The following is a 14,176-nucleotide window of genomic DNA, read 5'->3' as shown; positions in this document are numbered from 1 at the left end:
ATCTATCGAGTAGTACGATTCTTGCCGAACCATAAATCGAGTGTCGGTACCTTCAGTTTTAAACTTTATATAACTTTTATAGGTTTGTGACCGGGCTTTATTAGGCAATGCAAAAATTGAAAAAGTGCATATCAGAAAGACAATTGATAAATTTCTCATTTGTGTATGTTTTACACGTAAAACTATGTTAAAGTGTGAACAATAAAAATGCAGATTGAGAATTTGGTAAGTCTGATTTAGAATTTGGAACTATTAAAAATAGATTGGTGCCCCTTCGTTGTAAACGAGGGGCAGAAGAAAGTGAAAATATTTCTGCGAAAATCTGCGTAATCTGCGTGAAACTATGTTCCCAACTCCCCCTCGTTTGTAACGAGGGGGAAAATGTTTTTGCATTTGTAATGCACAATTCAATGTCGTTACAAACGACAAATTGCTGGCCCCTCGTTGCAAACGAGGGGTAGGGCATTAAAAAAGCCACTCCTCAAAAAGAGAAGTGGCTTTGAAATATCTAAGTTTAATAACTTCGATGTTGGTTACGATCCAAAGTCGTCGAACAGTACGTTTTCGTCCGGAACGCCTAAATCGTAAAGCATTTTCTGAACGGCGTCGTTCATCATTGGTGGTCCACACATGTAGAAATCGATTTCTTCCGGTTCTTCATGCTGACTCAGGTAGTTGTCGTGAATTACCTGGTGAACAAATCCTGTTTTATATTTAATGCCCAGTTTATCGGCTTCAGGATCTTCGCGGTCGAGCGCCAAATGGAATTCGAAATTCGGGAAGTTTTTCTCGATATCTCTGAACTGATCGTAATAGAAAACTTCTTTCCACGAACGAGCTCCGTACCAGAAAGTAACTTTCTTTTTCGATTCTTTGATGGTGTGGAACAAGTGGAATAAGTGCGAGCGCATTGGCGCCATACCTGCACCACCACCAACGAACATCATCTCGCTGTCGTTGTCTTTCAGGAAGAATTCTCCGTAAGGACCCGATACAGTTACTTTGTCGCCCGGTTTCAGGTTAAAGATGTATGATGAACAGATACCCGGATTTACTTTCTTAAATCCGTTGTTTGCACGGTCCCAAGGCGGAGTTGCAATACGAATGTTCAACATTACAATGTTACCTTCGGCAGGGTGGTTAGCCATTGAGTAAGCACGGAATGTAGGCTCCGGGTTTTTCATAACCAGGTCGAACATGCCGAATTTTTCCCACTCTTCGCGGTATTCCTCTTCAATATCCATGTCCTTAAAGTTTACATCAACTTTAGGTACATCGATCTGAATATATCCACCCGATTTGAAATCAAGGTTTTCGCCTTCAGGTAATTTAACCACAAATTCTTTGATGAAAGTAGCCACGTTGTGGTTCGATACCACTTCGCATTCCCACTTTTTAACACCAAGTACTTCTTGTGGAATTTTAATTTGCATGTCTTCTTTTACTTTTACCTGACAAGCCAAACGCCAGTTGTCGTTTTGCTCTTTACGGGTAAAGTAACCGGTTTCGGTTGGCAGAATAGAACCACCACCTTCTTCAACCTGGCAACGGCACATGGCACATGTACCACCTCCTCCACATGCCGATGGAAGAAGAATTTTATTGTTACCAAGTGTTGATAACAGGGTATTTCCCGGTTCGGTTTCAATTTCCAGGTCGCCTTCGTTAATGCTAACCTTTACACTTCCTGATGGCGTAAGTTTCTTTTTGGCGAACAAAAGTAAGGCCACCAACAGAATAATTACACTCAGGAAGAAAACAACACTGGTAATAATTACAGTTGATTGTGCTGACAATAATATCATCTTGCTAATTGTTTTTTAATTCTACAATTTAATTCCGCCGAATCCCATAAATGCCAATCCCATCAAACCGGTTACAATAAATGTAATTCCAAGTCCACGAAGCGGGCCAGGTATTTGTGAGTATTCGATCTTTTCCCTGATGGCCGCAATACCTACGATTGCCAGCAACCAGCCAACGCCCGAACCCAAACCGTAAACGGTAGCTTCGCCAACGTTAATAAATGCTTTTTGCTGCAGGAATAACGATCCTCCAAGAATAGCACAGTTTACTGCAATAAGCGGCAGGAAAATACCCAGCTGGTTGTACAGCACAGGAGCAAATTTCTCCACAATCATTTCCACCAACTGAACCATTGATGCAATGATGGCAATAAACATGATAAAGCGTAAGAAGCTGAGGTCAACATTGGCAAATCCTTCGCCTAACCAAACCAAAGCACCTTCATTTAATACAAATTTCTCTAACAGGTAGTTAACCGGTACCGTAATTCCTAACACAAAAACTACAGCAATTCCTAAACCGGCAGCGGTACTTACTTTTTTCGAAACAGCCAAATACGAGCACATTCCGAAGAAGTACGCAAATACCATGTTTTCAATAAAAATTGACTTAACAAATATATTAATCAGATTTTCCATTTGAATTTTGTTTTTGCGTTACAATTAATCTTCAATTAGTTTACGGTTACGGCTACGCTGAACCCAGATAATTACACCAACAACAATAAGCGCCATTGGCGAAAGTACCATTAGTCCGTTGTTTTCGTAAAATCCACCGTTTACGATGTACCAGCTTTCAGGGATTATTTTATAACCCAGTAAAGAGCCTGATCCCAGCAATTCGCGGAAGAAACCAACTACAATAAGAATAAAACCGTATCCGGCTGCGTTTCCAATTCCATCAAGGAACGATTGCCATGGGCGGTTACCCAAAGCAAATGCTTCCAAACGACCCATGATAATACAGTTGGTAATAATCAAACCAACAAATACCGATAGCTGCTTACTTACGTCGTACACATAGGCACGAAGTACCTGGTCAACCAAAATTACCAGGGCTGCAATAACTACCAGCTGAACAATGATTCGGATTCGGTTAGGAATTGTATTTCGTAACAATGAAATAATCACGTTTGCAAATGCCAAAACAGCCATAACTGAAATTGTCATTACAATTGACGGTTTCAATTGTGCAGTAACAGCCAGCGCTGAGCAAATACCTAAAACCTGTACGGTAATCGGGTTACTGTCGTTTAACGGATCCGACAGTAATTTTAAATTTTTCTTTGAAAATAATGGTTCGCTCATCTCTCTTAATTTTTATTCTTGTTTAAGAATGCTTCATAGCCTGTAAAGTCATCTTTTAACATCGCTTCCAGACCTTTACTTGTAATTGTACCACCTGAGATTCCGTCAACCTTATGCTCTTCAGGAGCAACCTGACCGGTTTTTGCAACCAGAATAGAAACCAATTCTCCTGAATTATCAAAGATCTCTTTTCCTTTAAATTGCTCTTCAAAGGCTGAAGTTGAAATTTCAGCACCTAATCCCGGAGTTTCACCTTCGTGATCGAAGTTTGCTCCGAAAATGGTATTCATATCGGCGCTTACCGAAACATATCCCCAGATAGGTCCCCAAAGACCGGCTCCGTATACCGGAAGTACATATTTTCTTCCCTCTTCAGTATCGCATACAAATACCGGAAGTACCATTTCGTCGAAACTCTTGGCACGTTCCTTTTTCAGGTCGGTTGTGAAAGCATTACCATCAACTTTTTCACCTTTTGTATTTACAAGGTACTCGTCAATAATTTTTTCAGCGTAAATAGCTTCTGCGGTTTCTGCAGTACTTTCAATATTTACCGATGCCAGGATATTTTGTTTTTTCTCTATCTCTACGTTCTTTTTCTGCGCTGGCTTTAACGCCATTGAAACCGAAGCAAGAACGGCAGCCACAACAATTACCATAATGGCTGCATATAAAAATGTGTAAGTATTACTATTTCTGTCCATCTTTTCTTCGTTTTAATTATGCAGAAACTTTAGCTCGTTTTGTTCTTCTCTTAACATGACCGGCTACAACGTAGTGGTCGATAAGCGGAGCAAATGTGTTCATCAGCAGGATTGCCAACATCATACCTTCAGGGAAGGCCGGGTTGATAACACGGATGATGATAGCCAGAATACCGATCAGGAATCCGTAGATCCACTTTCCTTTTTCGGTTTGTGATGCCGAAACAGGGTCGGTTGCCATAAAAATTGCACCAAACATAAAACCACCTAAAATTAAGTGATGCCAGAAAGGCATTGAAAAGTATGTTGCAACTTCAGGCGACAAACCTGCACTGCCTGCAAATGCGTTAAGGATAAGTCCCATAACTGCACCACCTGCAATGGTTGAAACCATAATTTTCCAGCTTCCGATTCCGGTAATGATCAACAATACAGCACCGATAAGGATTGCCAGTGTTGATGTTTCACCGATAGAACCGGGAATAAAACCAAAGAATGCATCGGCTACACTGTAATTTAAGTGTCCTGCAGCTGCATCGGCCATTGGAGTTGCTCCTGAAAAACCGTCAACTACTTTATCGGTATCTTTTAATGCGATCCAAACCGAATCGCCCGACATTTGCGCCGGATAAGCAAAGAATAGGAAAGCACGTGCTACAAGCGCCGGGTTCCAGATGTTCATTCCGGTTCCACCAAATACCTCTTTACCCAAAACAACGGCGAAAGCTGTTGCAACAGCAATCATCCAAAGCGGAGTATTAACAGGCATAATAAGCGGAATAAGCATACCCGATACAAGGAAGCCTTCCTGTATTTCGTGTCCGCGCAATTGAGCGAAAACGAATTCGATACCTAAACCTACTCCATAGGATACGATAACGATTGGAAGTACTTTAATTAAACCAAACAGGAAGATGTCGAAAAATCCTGTTGAGGCCAATTCGCCAATGGCTTTAAAGTGTTGCACTCCAACGTTGTACATTCCGAACAACAAAGCCGGAACCACCGATAAAACAACAATCGACATGGTACGTTTCAAATCGATGTAATCGTGAATGTGCGTACCCGTTTTCGACGTGGTTTTTGGCGTGTATAAAAATGTAAAGAATCCGTCGTGTACCGAATTGAGCCAATGGTATTTGGCTCCCTTCTGAACCAGCGGTTCTGTCCTTTCAAAAAAGTTTTTTATAAATTTCATCTCTAAAAGACTAATTAGTTACTTGTAATGATTAACCAAGCTCTTTGATCATGGTATTAATACCTTCGCGCAAAATTTTCTGAACCTCGATTTTTGAAGTACAGGCATATTCACACAAGGCGAAGTCTTCTTCTATCACTTCATAAATACCAAAGTTTTCCATTTTGTCGATATCGTTTACCAGGATAGCTTTAAGCAGGAATACCGGAAGGATATCCATCGGAACCAGTTTTTCGTATTGGTTCGACAAAACAAATGCACGTTCGCCACCATGAATGTTTGCATTCATTGTGTACTCTTTTTTCGGGAACAATTTTCCGAAATAAGCTTTGGTTGCACTAAATTTATTAAAGCCCGGGTCGGCCCAGCCTAAAAATTCGTACTCATCGCCTTCAGGAATTACACTGATTTGCGAGTCGTAAAAACCAAGGAAGCTTTTTGACGAAACTTTGGTTCCGGTAAGCACGTTACCGCTGATAATACGCTGATTGTAGTCGGCATCAACCAATTTCCCTCCAACCAGGTTAGCTATTGGTGCTCCTACGGTTGTTTGGTAATATTTTGGTGCCTGAACTTCTGATCCGGTTAAAGCAACAGTTTTTGTAAAATCAACATTACCAGTTTCAAACAAACGGCCAATGAACAATACATCCTGTACGCTGATGGTCCAAACCACTTCGCCTTTGTTTATCGGAGATGTATTGGCAATTTGAATACCAACGTTACCTGCAGGGTGAGGCCCTTCAAAGGTATTAACCACAACATTTTTTAGCGAAGTAAAAGCCGAATCCTTTGAAACTCCAAGATTCACTTTTCCTTCGGTAAGTTGAGCCAATGCGTTAACACCGGTTTGGAAGGTATCCAGTTGGCCATCGAGAACAAAATTGTAATCGGGTGCCAATGGAGCCGTGTCGAATGTTGAAATGTAAATGGCTTTTGGTTTCTCCTCCGGATTGGCGATAATACCATACGGACGTTTTTTGATGAACGGCCATATACCACTTTTCAAAATTTGTTCCTTCACCTCTTCCGCCGATAAGCTCGATGGGTCAGCTTTCTTAAATTCGGCTGAACCAACATTCTCGTCGGTTGCAATAACTACCTCCAAAATTTTACGACGCTCACCACGGTTAATCGATACTACTTTTCCTCCAAGAGGAGCTGTAAATTTGATTTCAGGATGATATTTGTCGTAGAACAAAGCGTCGCCGGCTTTAACCTCGGCGTCAACTTTTACACTAAGTTTTGGAGTAAGTCCCGGAAAATCGGTGGGTTTCAGAGCTACTGTTGCCGGAACCGGCAATTTGTCAAGTGCCTTTTCTGCACTTCCTTTTAGCTTTATATTAAGCCCTTTCCTTAACTTAACTACTTCTGACATATCTAATTAAGAATGTATTATTTTTAAGTGGGCAAAAGTATTAATTTAATTGGCTTTTCGCAATGCTTTATAGCAAAAGTTCAACGGTTTCAAATATGAAGATATGTGGATGTTGCAATAGTATGTGTAAGTGTCAGGTATTGAGTAAAATAAAAAATCATTTTTAACGTTATTTATCTTCAGATTAAATTAACATTTTGTTATCTATTTTAGCGATTTAACTATAAAAAGCAAGCACATTTAAACGAAATTTGTGTTTTCGGTTTTGATATGAGATACGAATTGCAGATTTTTACGTTTTAACAAAACAGGCACTGCTTTTGCAATACAATAACCGAACATTGTAGCTGTTAAATAGAATGAGTGATTGCGAAAATAGTAACTGGAAATACGATACCAACAATAACAAATCAAATAGCAGATGAGAACCGTTTTTTTCACCACCATATTTTTTCTGATTCTAAGTACAGGGGCAAAGGGGCAGGAGGAGAATTTTTACTACGAAAATGCCATTAACCGCGAGAATATAAAAACGGTGCAGGCCTATCGGAATGGCTTCGAACTCTCGAACCCGATAATGGGTTTGAATGAAGATATAACGCTGGTTTTTAAATTCGATGATCTTTCGGAAGGCGTGAAAGATTACTATTACACCGTGGTACATTGCGATGCTGACTGGAACGAGAGTTTTATTTCGCAGGACGAATACATCGATGGATTTATCGATAATCCGGTTGATGATTACGCGTTGTCGTTTAATACCACTTTTAGCTATGTAAATTACCATATTGAATTGCCCAACGACCAGATGCGCTTTAAACTCTCGGGAAATTATGTTTTAGTGGTTTACGAAGATCAGGACAAGGAGAAGGTGGTTTTGACGAAACGTTTTCATATATACGAAAATGCTGTTCGTATTGAAGGAACAGTTAGACGCGCCACTGCCGATGCTTTTGAAGGCAGCAACCACGAAGTAGATTTTAAAATATACCATCCCAATTTGGCGATCTTAAATCCGAGGGAAGAGGTGAAGGTTGTGATTATGCAGAATAACCGCTGGGATAATGCCATTCGTGATTTGAAGCCGTTGTACATGCGCGACGGGGTTTTGGATTACGATTATAACCGCGAAAATGTATTTCCGGCAGGAAACGAGTTTCGGTATTTCGACAACCGAACCAACCGGATGAATGGCGAGAATGTGATAGCTACCGATTTTCACCGTCCATATTTTCATAAAACGGTTAAAATTGATGAAGTGCGTGCCAATAAACCCTTTTTTTCGTACGAAGAAATGAATGGAATGTATGCCATTGAAAGCCAGGATCAGGAGGTGCGCGATTATGATACCGAATGTGATTATACCTTCGTGCATTTTACCTTGCCATTGGAAGCGCCGCTACTTGGCGGATCGGTAAATGTTTTTGGCGCTCTAAGCAACTGGAACGCCAATAAGAGCAACGAAATGACCTATAATTTCGAGCGAGGAGAATATGAATTGACTTTGTTGCTCAAGCAGGGGTATTATAATTATATCTACGTTTATGTGCCGCAGGGATCAAAAGTGGCCGATCATACCAATATTGAAGGAAGCTTTTGGGAAACCAGTAATGATTATCAGATTCTGGTATATTACCGCGATTTAGCCAGCCGTTACGACAGGTTGGTTGGGTACCGGCAATTAAACTCGGTTATAAACAGGTACTAACTGGGTTGCATTGTTTTTGTTGTTTGAAATTGTTTGAAAAGTTTGACACTGCAAACTGAAAACTGCAACTGAAAACTGTTTACTGCGACTACCAAATCGACTTCAACTCACGATTCTCATATAGCCGCGGCCTTCGTTAAAAGGAAGCATAAACCAGAAGTTACTGCCCTTATTCACTTTCGATTCAAATTCAAGTTCTCCGCCCAACAGCGTAACGTAATGTTGGGCAATTGGCAATCCAATTCCCGATCCTGAAGTTGTCTGGTTTATTTTGTTCTGCACACGGTAAAAACGGCTGAAGATGTGTTCGTAATCTTCTTCAGGAATACCAATTCCCGTATCAGCCACATAAAATTTTACAAAATCATTGCGTACCATCTCGAACCCAAAGGTAACCTGGCCGCTTAAGGTGTATTTTACGGCGTTGTCAACCAAAATCGTCATCACTTCTTTCAGCAACTGAGGATCGGTTGAAAAGCCGAATTCAGGCGTGGCAACATCCGTTTTTAAGCTGATGCGAATATCCTTGCTGTCGGGAAGTTCGGCAAAATAGGCATTGTAAATATCGCGAAGCAGTGGATTTATTTTGCTAAAAGAGGTGTGTACCGGAATATTCTCGGTTTCAATTTTTGCCAAATGCACCGTGTTGTCGATCATATTCAGTAACTGCTGACCGTTTTGGGTAATCGCTTCGGTAAGTTGCAGGCGTTCCAATCCGTCGAGTGAATCATCGGCCAACATGCGCGTAAAGTTGGAGATAATGTTCATTGGTGTGCGAATTTCGTGCGACAGGTTGGCGAGGAATGCCGATTTTAAACGATCGGATTCTTCCGCTTTTACGAGCGCTTTTTCCAGACCGAATTCAGCTGTTTTGCGTTTGGTAATATCGCGAGCCACCGAAATTACTGCATTGGCATTTAGTTTGGCCAGGCGCATTTCGAACATAAATGTTCCGTTGGGAGTATTTAACGAGTATTCAATACTTTCAATGGTGTCGTTTTTAATACAATGCTGAATACATGAATAAATTTTATGCGCCATTTTATCCGGGAAACCGGCATTAAATATAGAGCTGCCAATAATATTCGAGTCTTCAATTTTAAACAGGTCTCCTTCTTTAATCACAAAGTCCTCGTAAATACCATCCTTGTCAATTACGAAGAAAATATCAGGAATAGCTTCAAGCAGTACTTTGTAGCGCCGTTTGCTGGCTTCAAGGTCAGCAATCTGCTTTTTGGTTTTAGTGATGTCATCAAAAACCAGGTAATATGAATTATATGAGGGATTTAATACCCGAATGTTATACCATTTGTCGAGATTTTCGGCATAAAACTCCGTAAAATTCTTTTTATTAAAAAGGACCGTTTTGTTCACGTCAAACCGGCCTTTGAAAATAAGGTCGAATACGTATTCAGCTTCCTGTTCCTGTACTTCGTATAAATTGCGTTTAAAAGCGGCTTCAAAAGCGTTGTTTATTTTCTCAACCACCAGGTTGGTAATGTTTCCGTCTTCGTCACGTACAGCACGCAGTCGCGAAATAAGAAACGATGAGTTTTGTAAAACCCGGTTAATTGCTTCGTTTTTCGAGTCGATTTCCTCCGTAAGAACTTCGATGTTTGTGATCAGCTTTTTGCGGAGGTAAAAGGTTACCAGGAAAAAGGCCGTGAATATTAAAATCGGGTTGCTGGCAAAAGGATCGAAATAACTAAAGGCATCAGTTAAATGTCCGGCTTTTAACAGCTGGAAACAAATTAGTGCCAGCGATACAAAGAAGTAAACGATAACCCGAACTTCCATCATCGAGAAGTAGTACAGAAAAACCAGACCTGCCATCAGCCACCATACCGATAGGTGCACGGTTTCAATTAATGGTGCATGTTCTGTTAAATCGGAGATGTAATAAGCGTAAATAAAAACGGGTAACGAAAAAATAACATTGATGGCACAATTCTTTTTTGCATTAAAAGTGCAAACTATAGCTAAAATTGAAACCGAAAGTAGCAGCAGATAACCCACAAGATCGCTTTTTGGGGTAGAAAGTGTCAATTCTCTAACGGATAGGAATAGTGACAACACGCCTACAACTCCCCAAAACAATAGAAGCTGAAAAAGCTGCCTTTTTTCATGATCAGTTTTAGCAGCCCAAAATCTTTCTGCTAATATTTTATATATTCTTTTTAACAATAATGTAAAAATATTAAAAAACAGGTACGTCCCGCCAAAACAAACGATTTTTCGGGGAAATATTGTCAAAATGGGAATCCAAAAACCTGATTTTTGTTTTGTTTTCGATGTTATTCCTTCTAAATGTTTGGCTATAAGAAGGTTGATTTAAGCTCTATTTTTCGATTATGATTTTTGTTATGCTTTGTGAGAATGCGATTTTTTAGTTTTGCATAAACAGATCAGAAGAATTACAAACGACAAATATTATAGAATTATGCCAAAAGGAATTTACAACGTTCCGGTTGCTAAAAACGAACCGGTTTTAAGTTATGCTCCGGGATCTCCGGAAAGAGCAGAGCTGCAGGCTAAATTGCAGGAATTACGCTCGGAAGAACTCGATCAGCCAATGATTATTGGTGGAAAAGAAGTTTTTACCGACAGAAAAGTAAGGATGTTTCCTCCTCACGAAATTGCACATACTTTAGGATATTATAACCAGGGCGATGCCAGCCACGTTGAAATGGCGATTGATGCAGCTTTGGCAGCCAGAGAAGAATGGGCAAACTTGTCGTGGCAACACCGCGCTTCAATTTTCCTGAAAGCAGCCGATCTTTTGGCAGGTCCGTATCGTGCAAAAATCAATGCAGCATCGATGTTGGGGCAATCAAAAAATGCTTTCCAGGCCGAAATTGATGCGGCTTGTGAGTTTGCCGACTTTTTACGTTTTGGCGTTCAGGTAATGACTGAGATTTACAAGATCCAGCCTGAGTCGGCAAAAGGTATCTGGAACTACAACGAATACCGTCCGTTGGAAGGTTTTATTTATGCATTAACACCTTTCAACTTTACATCAATTGCCGGAAACCTTCCTGCGGCACCTGCCATGATGGGTAACGTTGCTGTTTGGAAACCATCAAAAACTGCTGTTTATTCAGCAGGTGTAATTATGGAGATCTTTAAAGAAGCCGGTCTGCCTGATGGCGTTATCAACCTGGTTTATGCATCGGGTCCTGTTGCTGCCGATACTGTGCTGACTCACCCTGATTTTGCAGGAATTCACTTCACCGGTTCAACAGCTGTATTCCAAAGCATCTGGAAAACTATTGGCGAGAACATCTACAAATACAAATCATACCCACGTATCGTTGGTGAGACTGGTGGTAAAGACTTTATTTTTGCTGATCCTACAGCTAAAAAACGCGAACTGGCGATTGCTATGTTACGTGGTGCTTTCGAATACCAGGGACAGAAATGTTCTGCGGCTTCAAGATGTTATGTTCCTGCAAGTATCTGGCCTGAGGTAAAAGAGATTTTAGGTGCTGAGTTGGCTACCGTAAAAATGGGACCGGTAGAAGATTTCACCAACTTTGTAAATGCCGTTATCGACGAGTCGTCGTTTGATAAACTGAAAGGTTTTATCGATCGTGCAAAAGAAGACGAAGATGCTGAAGTTATTTTTGGCGGAAACTGCGATAAATCAGTTGGTTATTTTGTTGAGCCAACAGTTATTCTGGCTAAAAAGCCAGATTACATTACCATGAAGGAAGAGTTGTTTGGTCCGGTTCTTACTGTTTACGTTTACGAAGACGAAGACATGGATACAACGCTTGATTTGGTTGATACAACTTCGATTTATGCACTTACAGGAGCTGTATGGTCGCAAAGCCGCTACAATATCGAGAAGATTGCCAAACGCCTGGAAAACTGCGCCGGTAACTTCTATATTAACGACAAGCCAACAGGAGCTGTTGTAGGCCAGCAGCCATTTGGTGGCGCTCGTGGTTCGGGCACCGACGATAAAGCAGGTTCTATCTTTAACATGCTTCGCTGGACTGCAATCCGCACAATCAAAGAAAACTTTGTACCACCGGTAGATTATACTTATCCGAATTTTCAGCCGGATAATGAATAGATATTAATACCTGATGTTTGAAACTCAGGTTATTAAGGTTGAACTGTTGAAAAAGGGGAATCGGAATTGTTCGGTTCCTCTTTTTTTTGGTCGCGAAAGATTCTACTTTTGTATCAACATTTAGAGGAACATGAACAAGGAAATATTTAAATCCGGAATTTTTAAAGGCATCGGTAATAAGTTTGTTATCGCCTTTGTTTTTTTTGCAGTCTGGATAATATTTTTTGATGAGAACAGCATTGTTTCTCATGTGAAAAGCAAGCGCCAGCTAAACGAGTTGAAGCAACAAAAAGAATATTACCAGGAACGTATTGCCTCAGACAGACAAAAACTTCAGGACCTGAATAAAGGAAAAGAAGAACTGGAAAAATTTGCCCGCGAACAATACCAGATGTCAAAACCCGACGAAGATGTTTTTATTATTGTTGAAGAAGAATAGCGCACTTTTGGTAAACAATAATTCCCTCTATTCAGAACATTCTGTTAATAAATTCGTTACAAAGTAGTGTAAGATAAACAGCTATTTGATAGCCAATATAAATTTCTTATATTGCTTTTAGAATGAATGACAATCTTGACATATTCAGAATTAAATCGAACAACATTGCACCACAAAAGGGGCGGATTTTGATTGCTGAACCATTTTTGGCCGGTAATTATTTCAACCGTTCTGTGGTATTTTTAGTTGCATACAGCCAGAAAGGAGCTGTTGGGTTTATTCTGAATAAAAAGGTTGATTTCCCTGTGCAGGATGCTTTCCCTGATTTTCCTGATTTTAACGCCGATGTTTACTTAGGCGGTCCGGTTTCTACCGATACGGTTTACTTTATTCACAAACTGGGCGATAAACTTCCGGGTAGTATTCATGTAATGGGCGATTTGTATTGGGGCGGCGATTTTGAGGTATTAAAAAGGGACATTCGCAGCGGAAAGATAAATACTTCTGATATACGCTTTTTCCTTGGCTACTCAGGCTGGGATGGTGGACAGCTGGAAGATGAATTAAAAGAAGACTCGTGGCTGGTAACCGATGTCGAGCAAAACGAAGTAATGAAAGATTTAAGTGAATCTTCATGGTTCGATTTTGTAAAAAAAGCAGGTAATCGTTATGCCGTTTGGGAGAATTTCCCTGAGAACCCGGCACTTAATTAGCCTTTTTTATTTCTGCTTTTCCGTTTTAATTTCTAAAAATTTATTTAGAGCAGCATAAATCCTGTCGGTGTGTTGATGCACGTATCTGCGGTTCTCAAATCCTAAAACCCATTGTATTCCTTTCGTTTCTGAAGCAAAGAATATTTCATCCATCTGCAGCAGGTGTTTGGGTTCCAGATCATCGGCTTCTACCACTTTAATATTTAGTTCGTTCGCCAGTCGCATAATTTCCGGGCGAATTACATCGCAGTAACAACCCGTTTTAACCGACGGCGTAAAAAGAACATTCTCCTTTATCATAAAAAGGTTCGCAGCAATGCCTTCGCAAACTATATCCTTTTCATTTAGAATTATTGTTGCCGGACTTGGTCTTTCCTTCATTTCTGCACAAACTTGTTTCCATAATGTTGCCTTTCCAAATCGTGAATTGCTGTTTTGCGAATGACTTAACAGTTTAGAGCTTGAAATGCCGATGAGCAATCCTTGTGCATTTATCTGGAAATCGAAATCATTAAAGGCCTTACAGGTAACCAGGTAATCAATTTTTTCTTCAGCTATAAAAAACTGAAAAGTAATCAGTCCTGTCCTGAAAAATCGGTTTTTATTGAGCATACGTTTTAGCAGCCTGAATAATTCGCGACGGTTTTGAAAAAGGACTGGTAGGTCGTGTCCGAGCGATTTTAATTCTATTTTCAGGATATCCAGATTTTCGTCAAGCATTGGAATTCCGCCAAAACCAAACCAAATGCTGTGTTTATACACATCGGGAGCGTTTAACAGAAAAGGTGTAAGGTTGGTTTCTGCTTCTTTTAAAATCTGATTATTTACAAGCAGGTAGGCCATAA

Annotated in this window: 12 protein-coding genes; 4 read left to right on the top strand and 8 right to left on the bottom strand. The window is 40.3% G+C overall.

Features of this window, described 5'->3' with window-relative positions:
* Positions 1 to 533: 533 nt before the first annotated feature.
* The 6 genes from nqrF to LH29_RS12105 are packed head-to-tail and all read right to left on the bottom strand — an operon-like array spanning position 534 to position 6,393.
* Positions 534 to 1,805: an NADH:ubiquinone reductase (Na(+)-transporting) subunit F gene (gene nqrF, locus LH29_RS12130; RefSeq protein WP_045030051.1), complete on the bottom strand. Its 1,272-nt coding sequence runs from the start codon at positions 1,803 to 1,805 to the stop codon at positions 534 to 536.
* Positions 1,806 to 1,826: 21 nt separating this feature from the next.
* Positions 1,827 to 2,444, bottom strand: coding sequence for an NADH:ubiquinone reductase (Na(+)-transporting) subunit E (gene nqrE / locus LH29_RS12125; RefSeq protein ID WP_045030049.1), 618 nt, complete (start codon positions 2,442 to 2,444; stop codon positions 1,827 to 1,829).
* Positions 2,445 to 2,468: 24 nt separating this feature from the next.
* Positions 2,469 to 3,113: an NADH:ubiquinone reductase (Na(+)-transporting) subunit D gene (locus LH29_RS12120; protein ID WP_045030047.1), complete on the bottom strand. Its 645-nt coding sequence runs from the start codon at positions 3,111 to 3,113 to the stop codon at positions 2,469 to 2,471.
* A gap of 5 nt (positions 3,114 to 3,118) precedes the next feature.
* Positions 3,119 to 3,817 (bottom strand): NADH:ubiquinone reductase (Na(+)-transporting) subunit C, encoded by a 699-nt coding sequence (nqrC, locus tag LH29_RS12115; protein ID WP_045030044.1) that lies wholly within the window; start codon positions 3,815 to 3,817, stop codon positions 3,119 to 3,121.
* A 16-nt stretch (positions 3,818 to 3,833) separates the two neighbouring features.
* A complete protein-coding gene (locus tag LH29_RS12110) occupies positions 3,834 to 5,015 on the bottom strand; it encodes an NADH:ubiquinone reductase (Na(+)-transporting) subunit B (protein ID WP_045030042.1) in 1,182 nt (393 codons plus the stop codon).
* A gap of 31 nt (positions 5,016 to 5,046) precedes the next feature.
* Positions 5,047 to 6,393, bottom strand: a complete 1,347-nt coding sequence (locus tag LH29_RS12105; RefSeq protein ID WP_045030039.1) for a Na(+)-translocating NADH-quinone reductase subunit A — start codon at positions 6,391 to 6,393, stop codon at positions 5,047 to 5,049.
* Between the two features lie 421 nt (positions 6,394 to 6,814).
* On the opposite strand from LH29_RS12105, the gene LH29_RS12100 reads away from it, so the two are divergent.
* Complete coding sequence (locus LH29_RS12100; protein WP_052670851.1) at positions 6,815 to 8,101, top strand: type IX secretion system plug protein; 1,287 nt, start codon at positions 6,815 to 6,817, stop codon at positions 8,099 to 8,101.
* Positions 8,102 to 8,203: 102 nt separating this feature from the next.
* Here LH29_RS12100 and LH29_RS12095 read toward each other — a convergent pair whose 3' ends face one another.
* Positions 8,204 to 10,117: a sensor histidine kinase gene (locus LH29_RS12095; protein ID WP_157493678.1), complete on the bottom strand. Its 1,914-nt coding sequence runs from the start codon at positions 10,115 to 10,117 to the stop codon at positions 8,204 to 8,206.
* 424 nt (positions 10,118 to 10,541) lie between these two features.
* Here LH29_RS12095 and pruA point away from each other — a divergent pair, with 424 nt between their 5' ends.
* The 3 genes from pruA to LH29_RS12080 all read left to right on the top strand — a co-directional run bounded on the left by pruA (position 10,542) and on the right by LH29_RS12080 (position 13,331).
* Positions 10,542 to 12,179 carry an L-glutamate gamma-semialdehyde dehydrogenase gene (gene pruA, locus LH29_RS12090; RefSeq protein ID WP_045030275.1) on the top strand — a complete coding sequence of 546 codons (1,638 nt, stop codon included), beginning with the start codon at positions 10,542 to 10,544 and terminating at the stop codon, positions 12,177 to 12,179.
* Positions 12,180 to 12,309: 130 nt separating this feature from the next.
* Complete coding sequence (locus LH29_RS12085; protein ID WP_045030034.1) at positions 12,310 to 12,618, top strand: FtsB family cell division protein; 309 nt, start codon at positions 12,310 to 12,312, stop codon at positions 12,616 to 12,618.
* Positions 12,619 to 12,740: 122 nt separating this feature from the next.
* On the top strand, positions 12,741 to 13,331 hold the full coding sequence (locus LH29_RS12080; protein ID WP_045030031.1) for a YqgE/AlgH family protein: 591 nt from the start codon (positions 12,741 to 12,743) through the stop codon (positions 13,329 to 13,331).
* A gap of 6 nt (positions 13,332 to 13,337) precedes the next feature.
* On the opposite strand, the gene LH29_RS23830 is transcribed toward LH29_RS12080, so the two are convergent.
* On the bottom strand, positions 13,338 to 14,174 hold the full coding sequence (locus LH29_RS23830; RefSeq protein WP_052670850.1) for an aminotransferase class IV: 837 nt from the start codon (positions 14,172 to 14,174) through the stop codon (positions 13,338 to 13,340).
* Positions 14,175 to 14,176: the final 2 nt, after the last annotated feature.

The organism is Draconibacterium sediminis (assembly GCF_000949475.1).
GTDB classification, from domain to species: Bacteria; Bacteroidota; Bacteroidia; order Bacteroidales; family Prolixibacteraceae; genus Draconibacterium; species Draconibacterium sediminis.
This window is presented reverse-complemented; position numbering and strand designations above follow the sequence as displayed.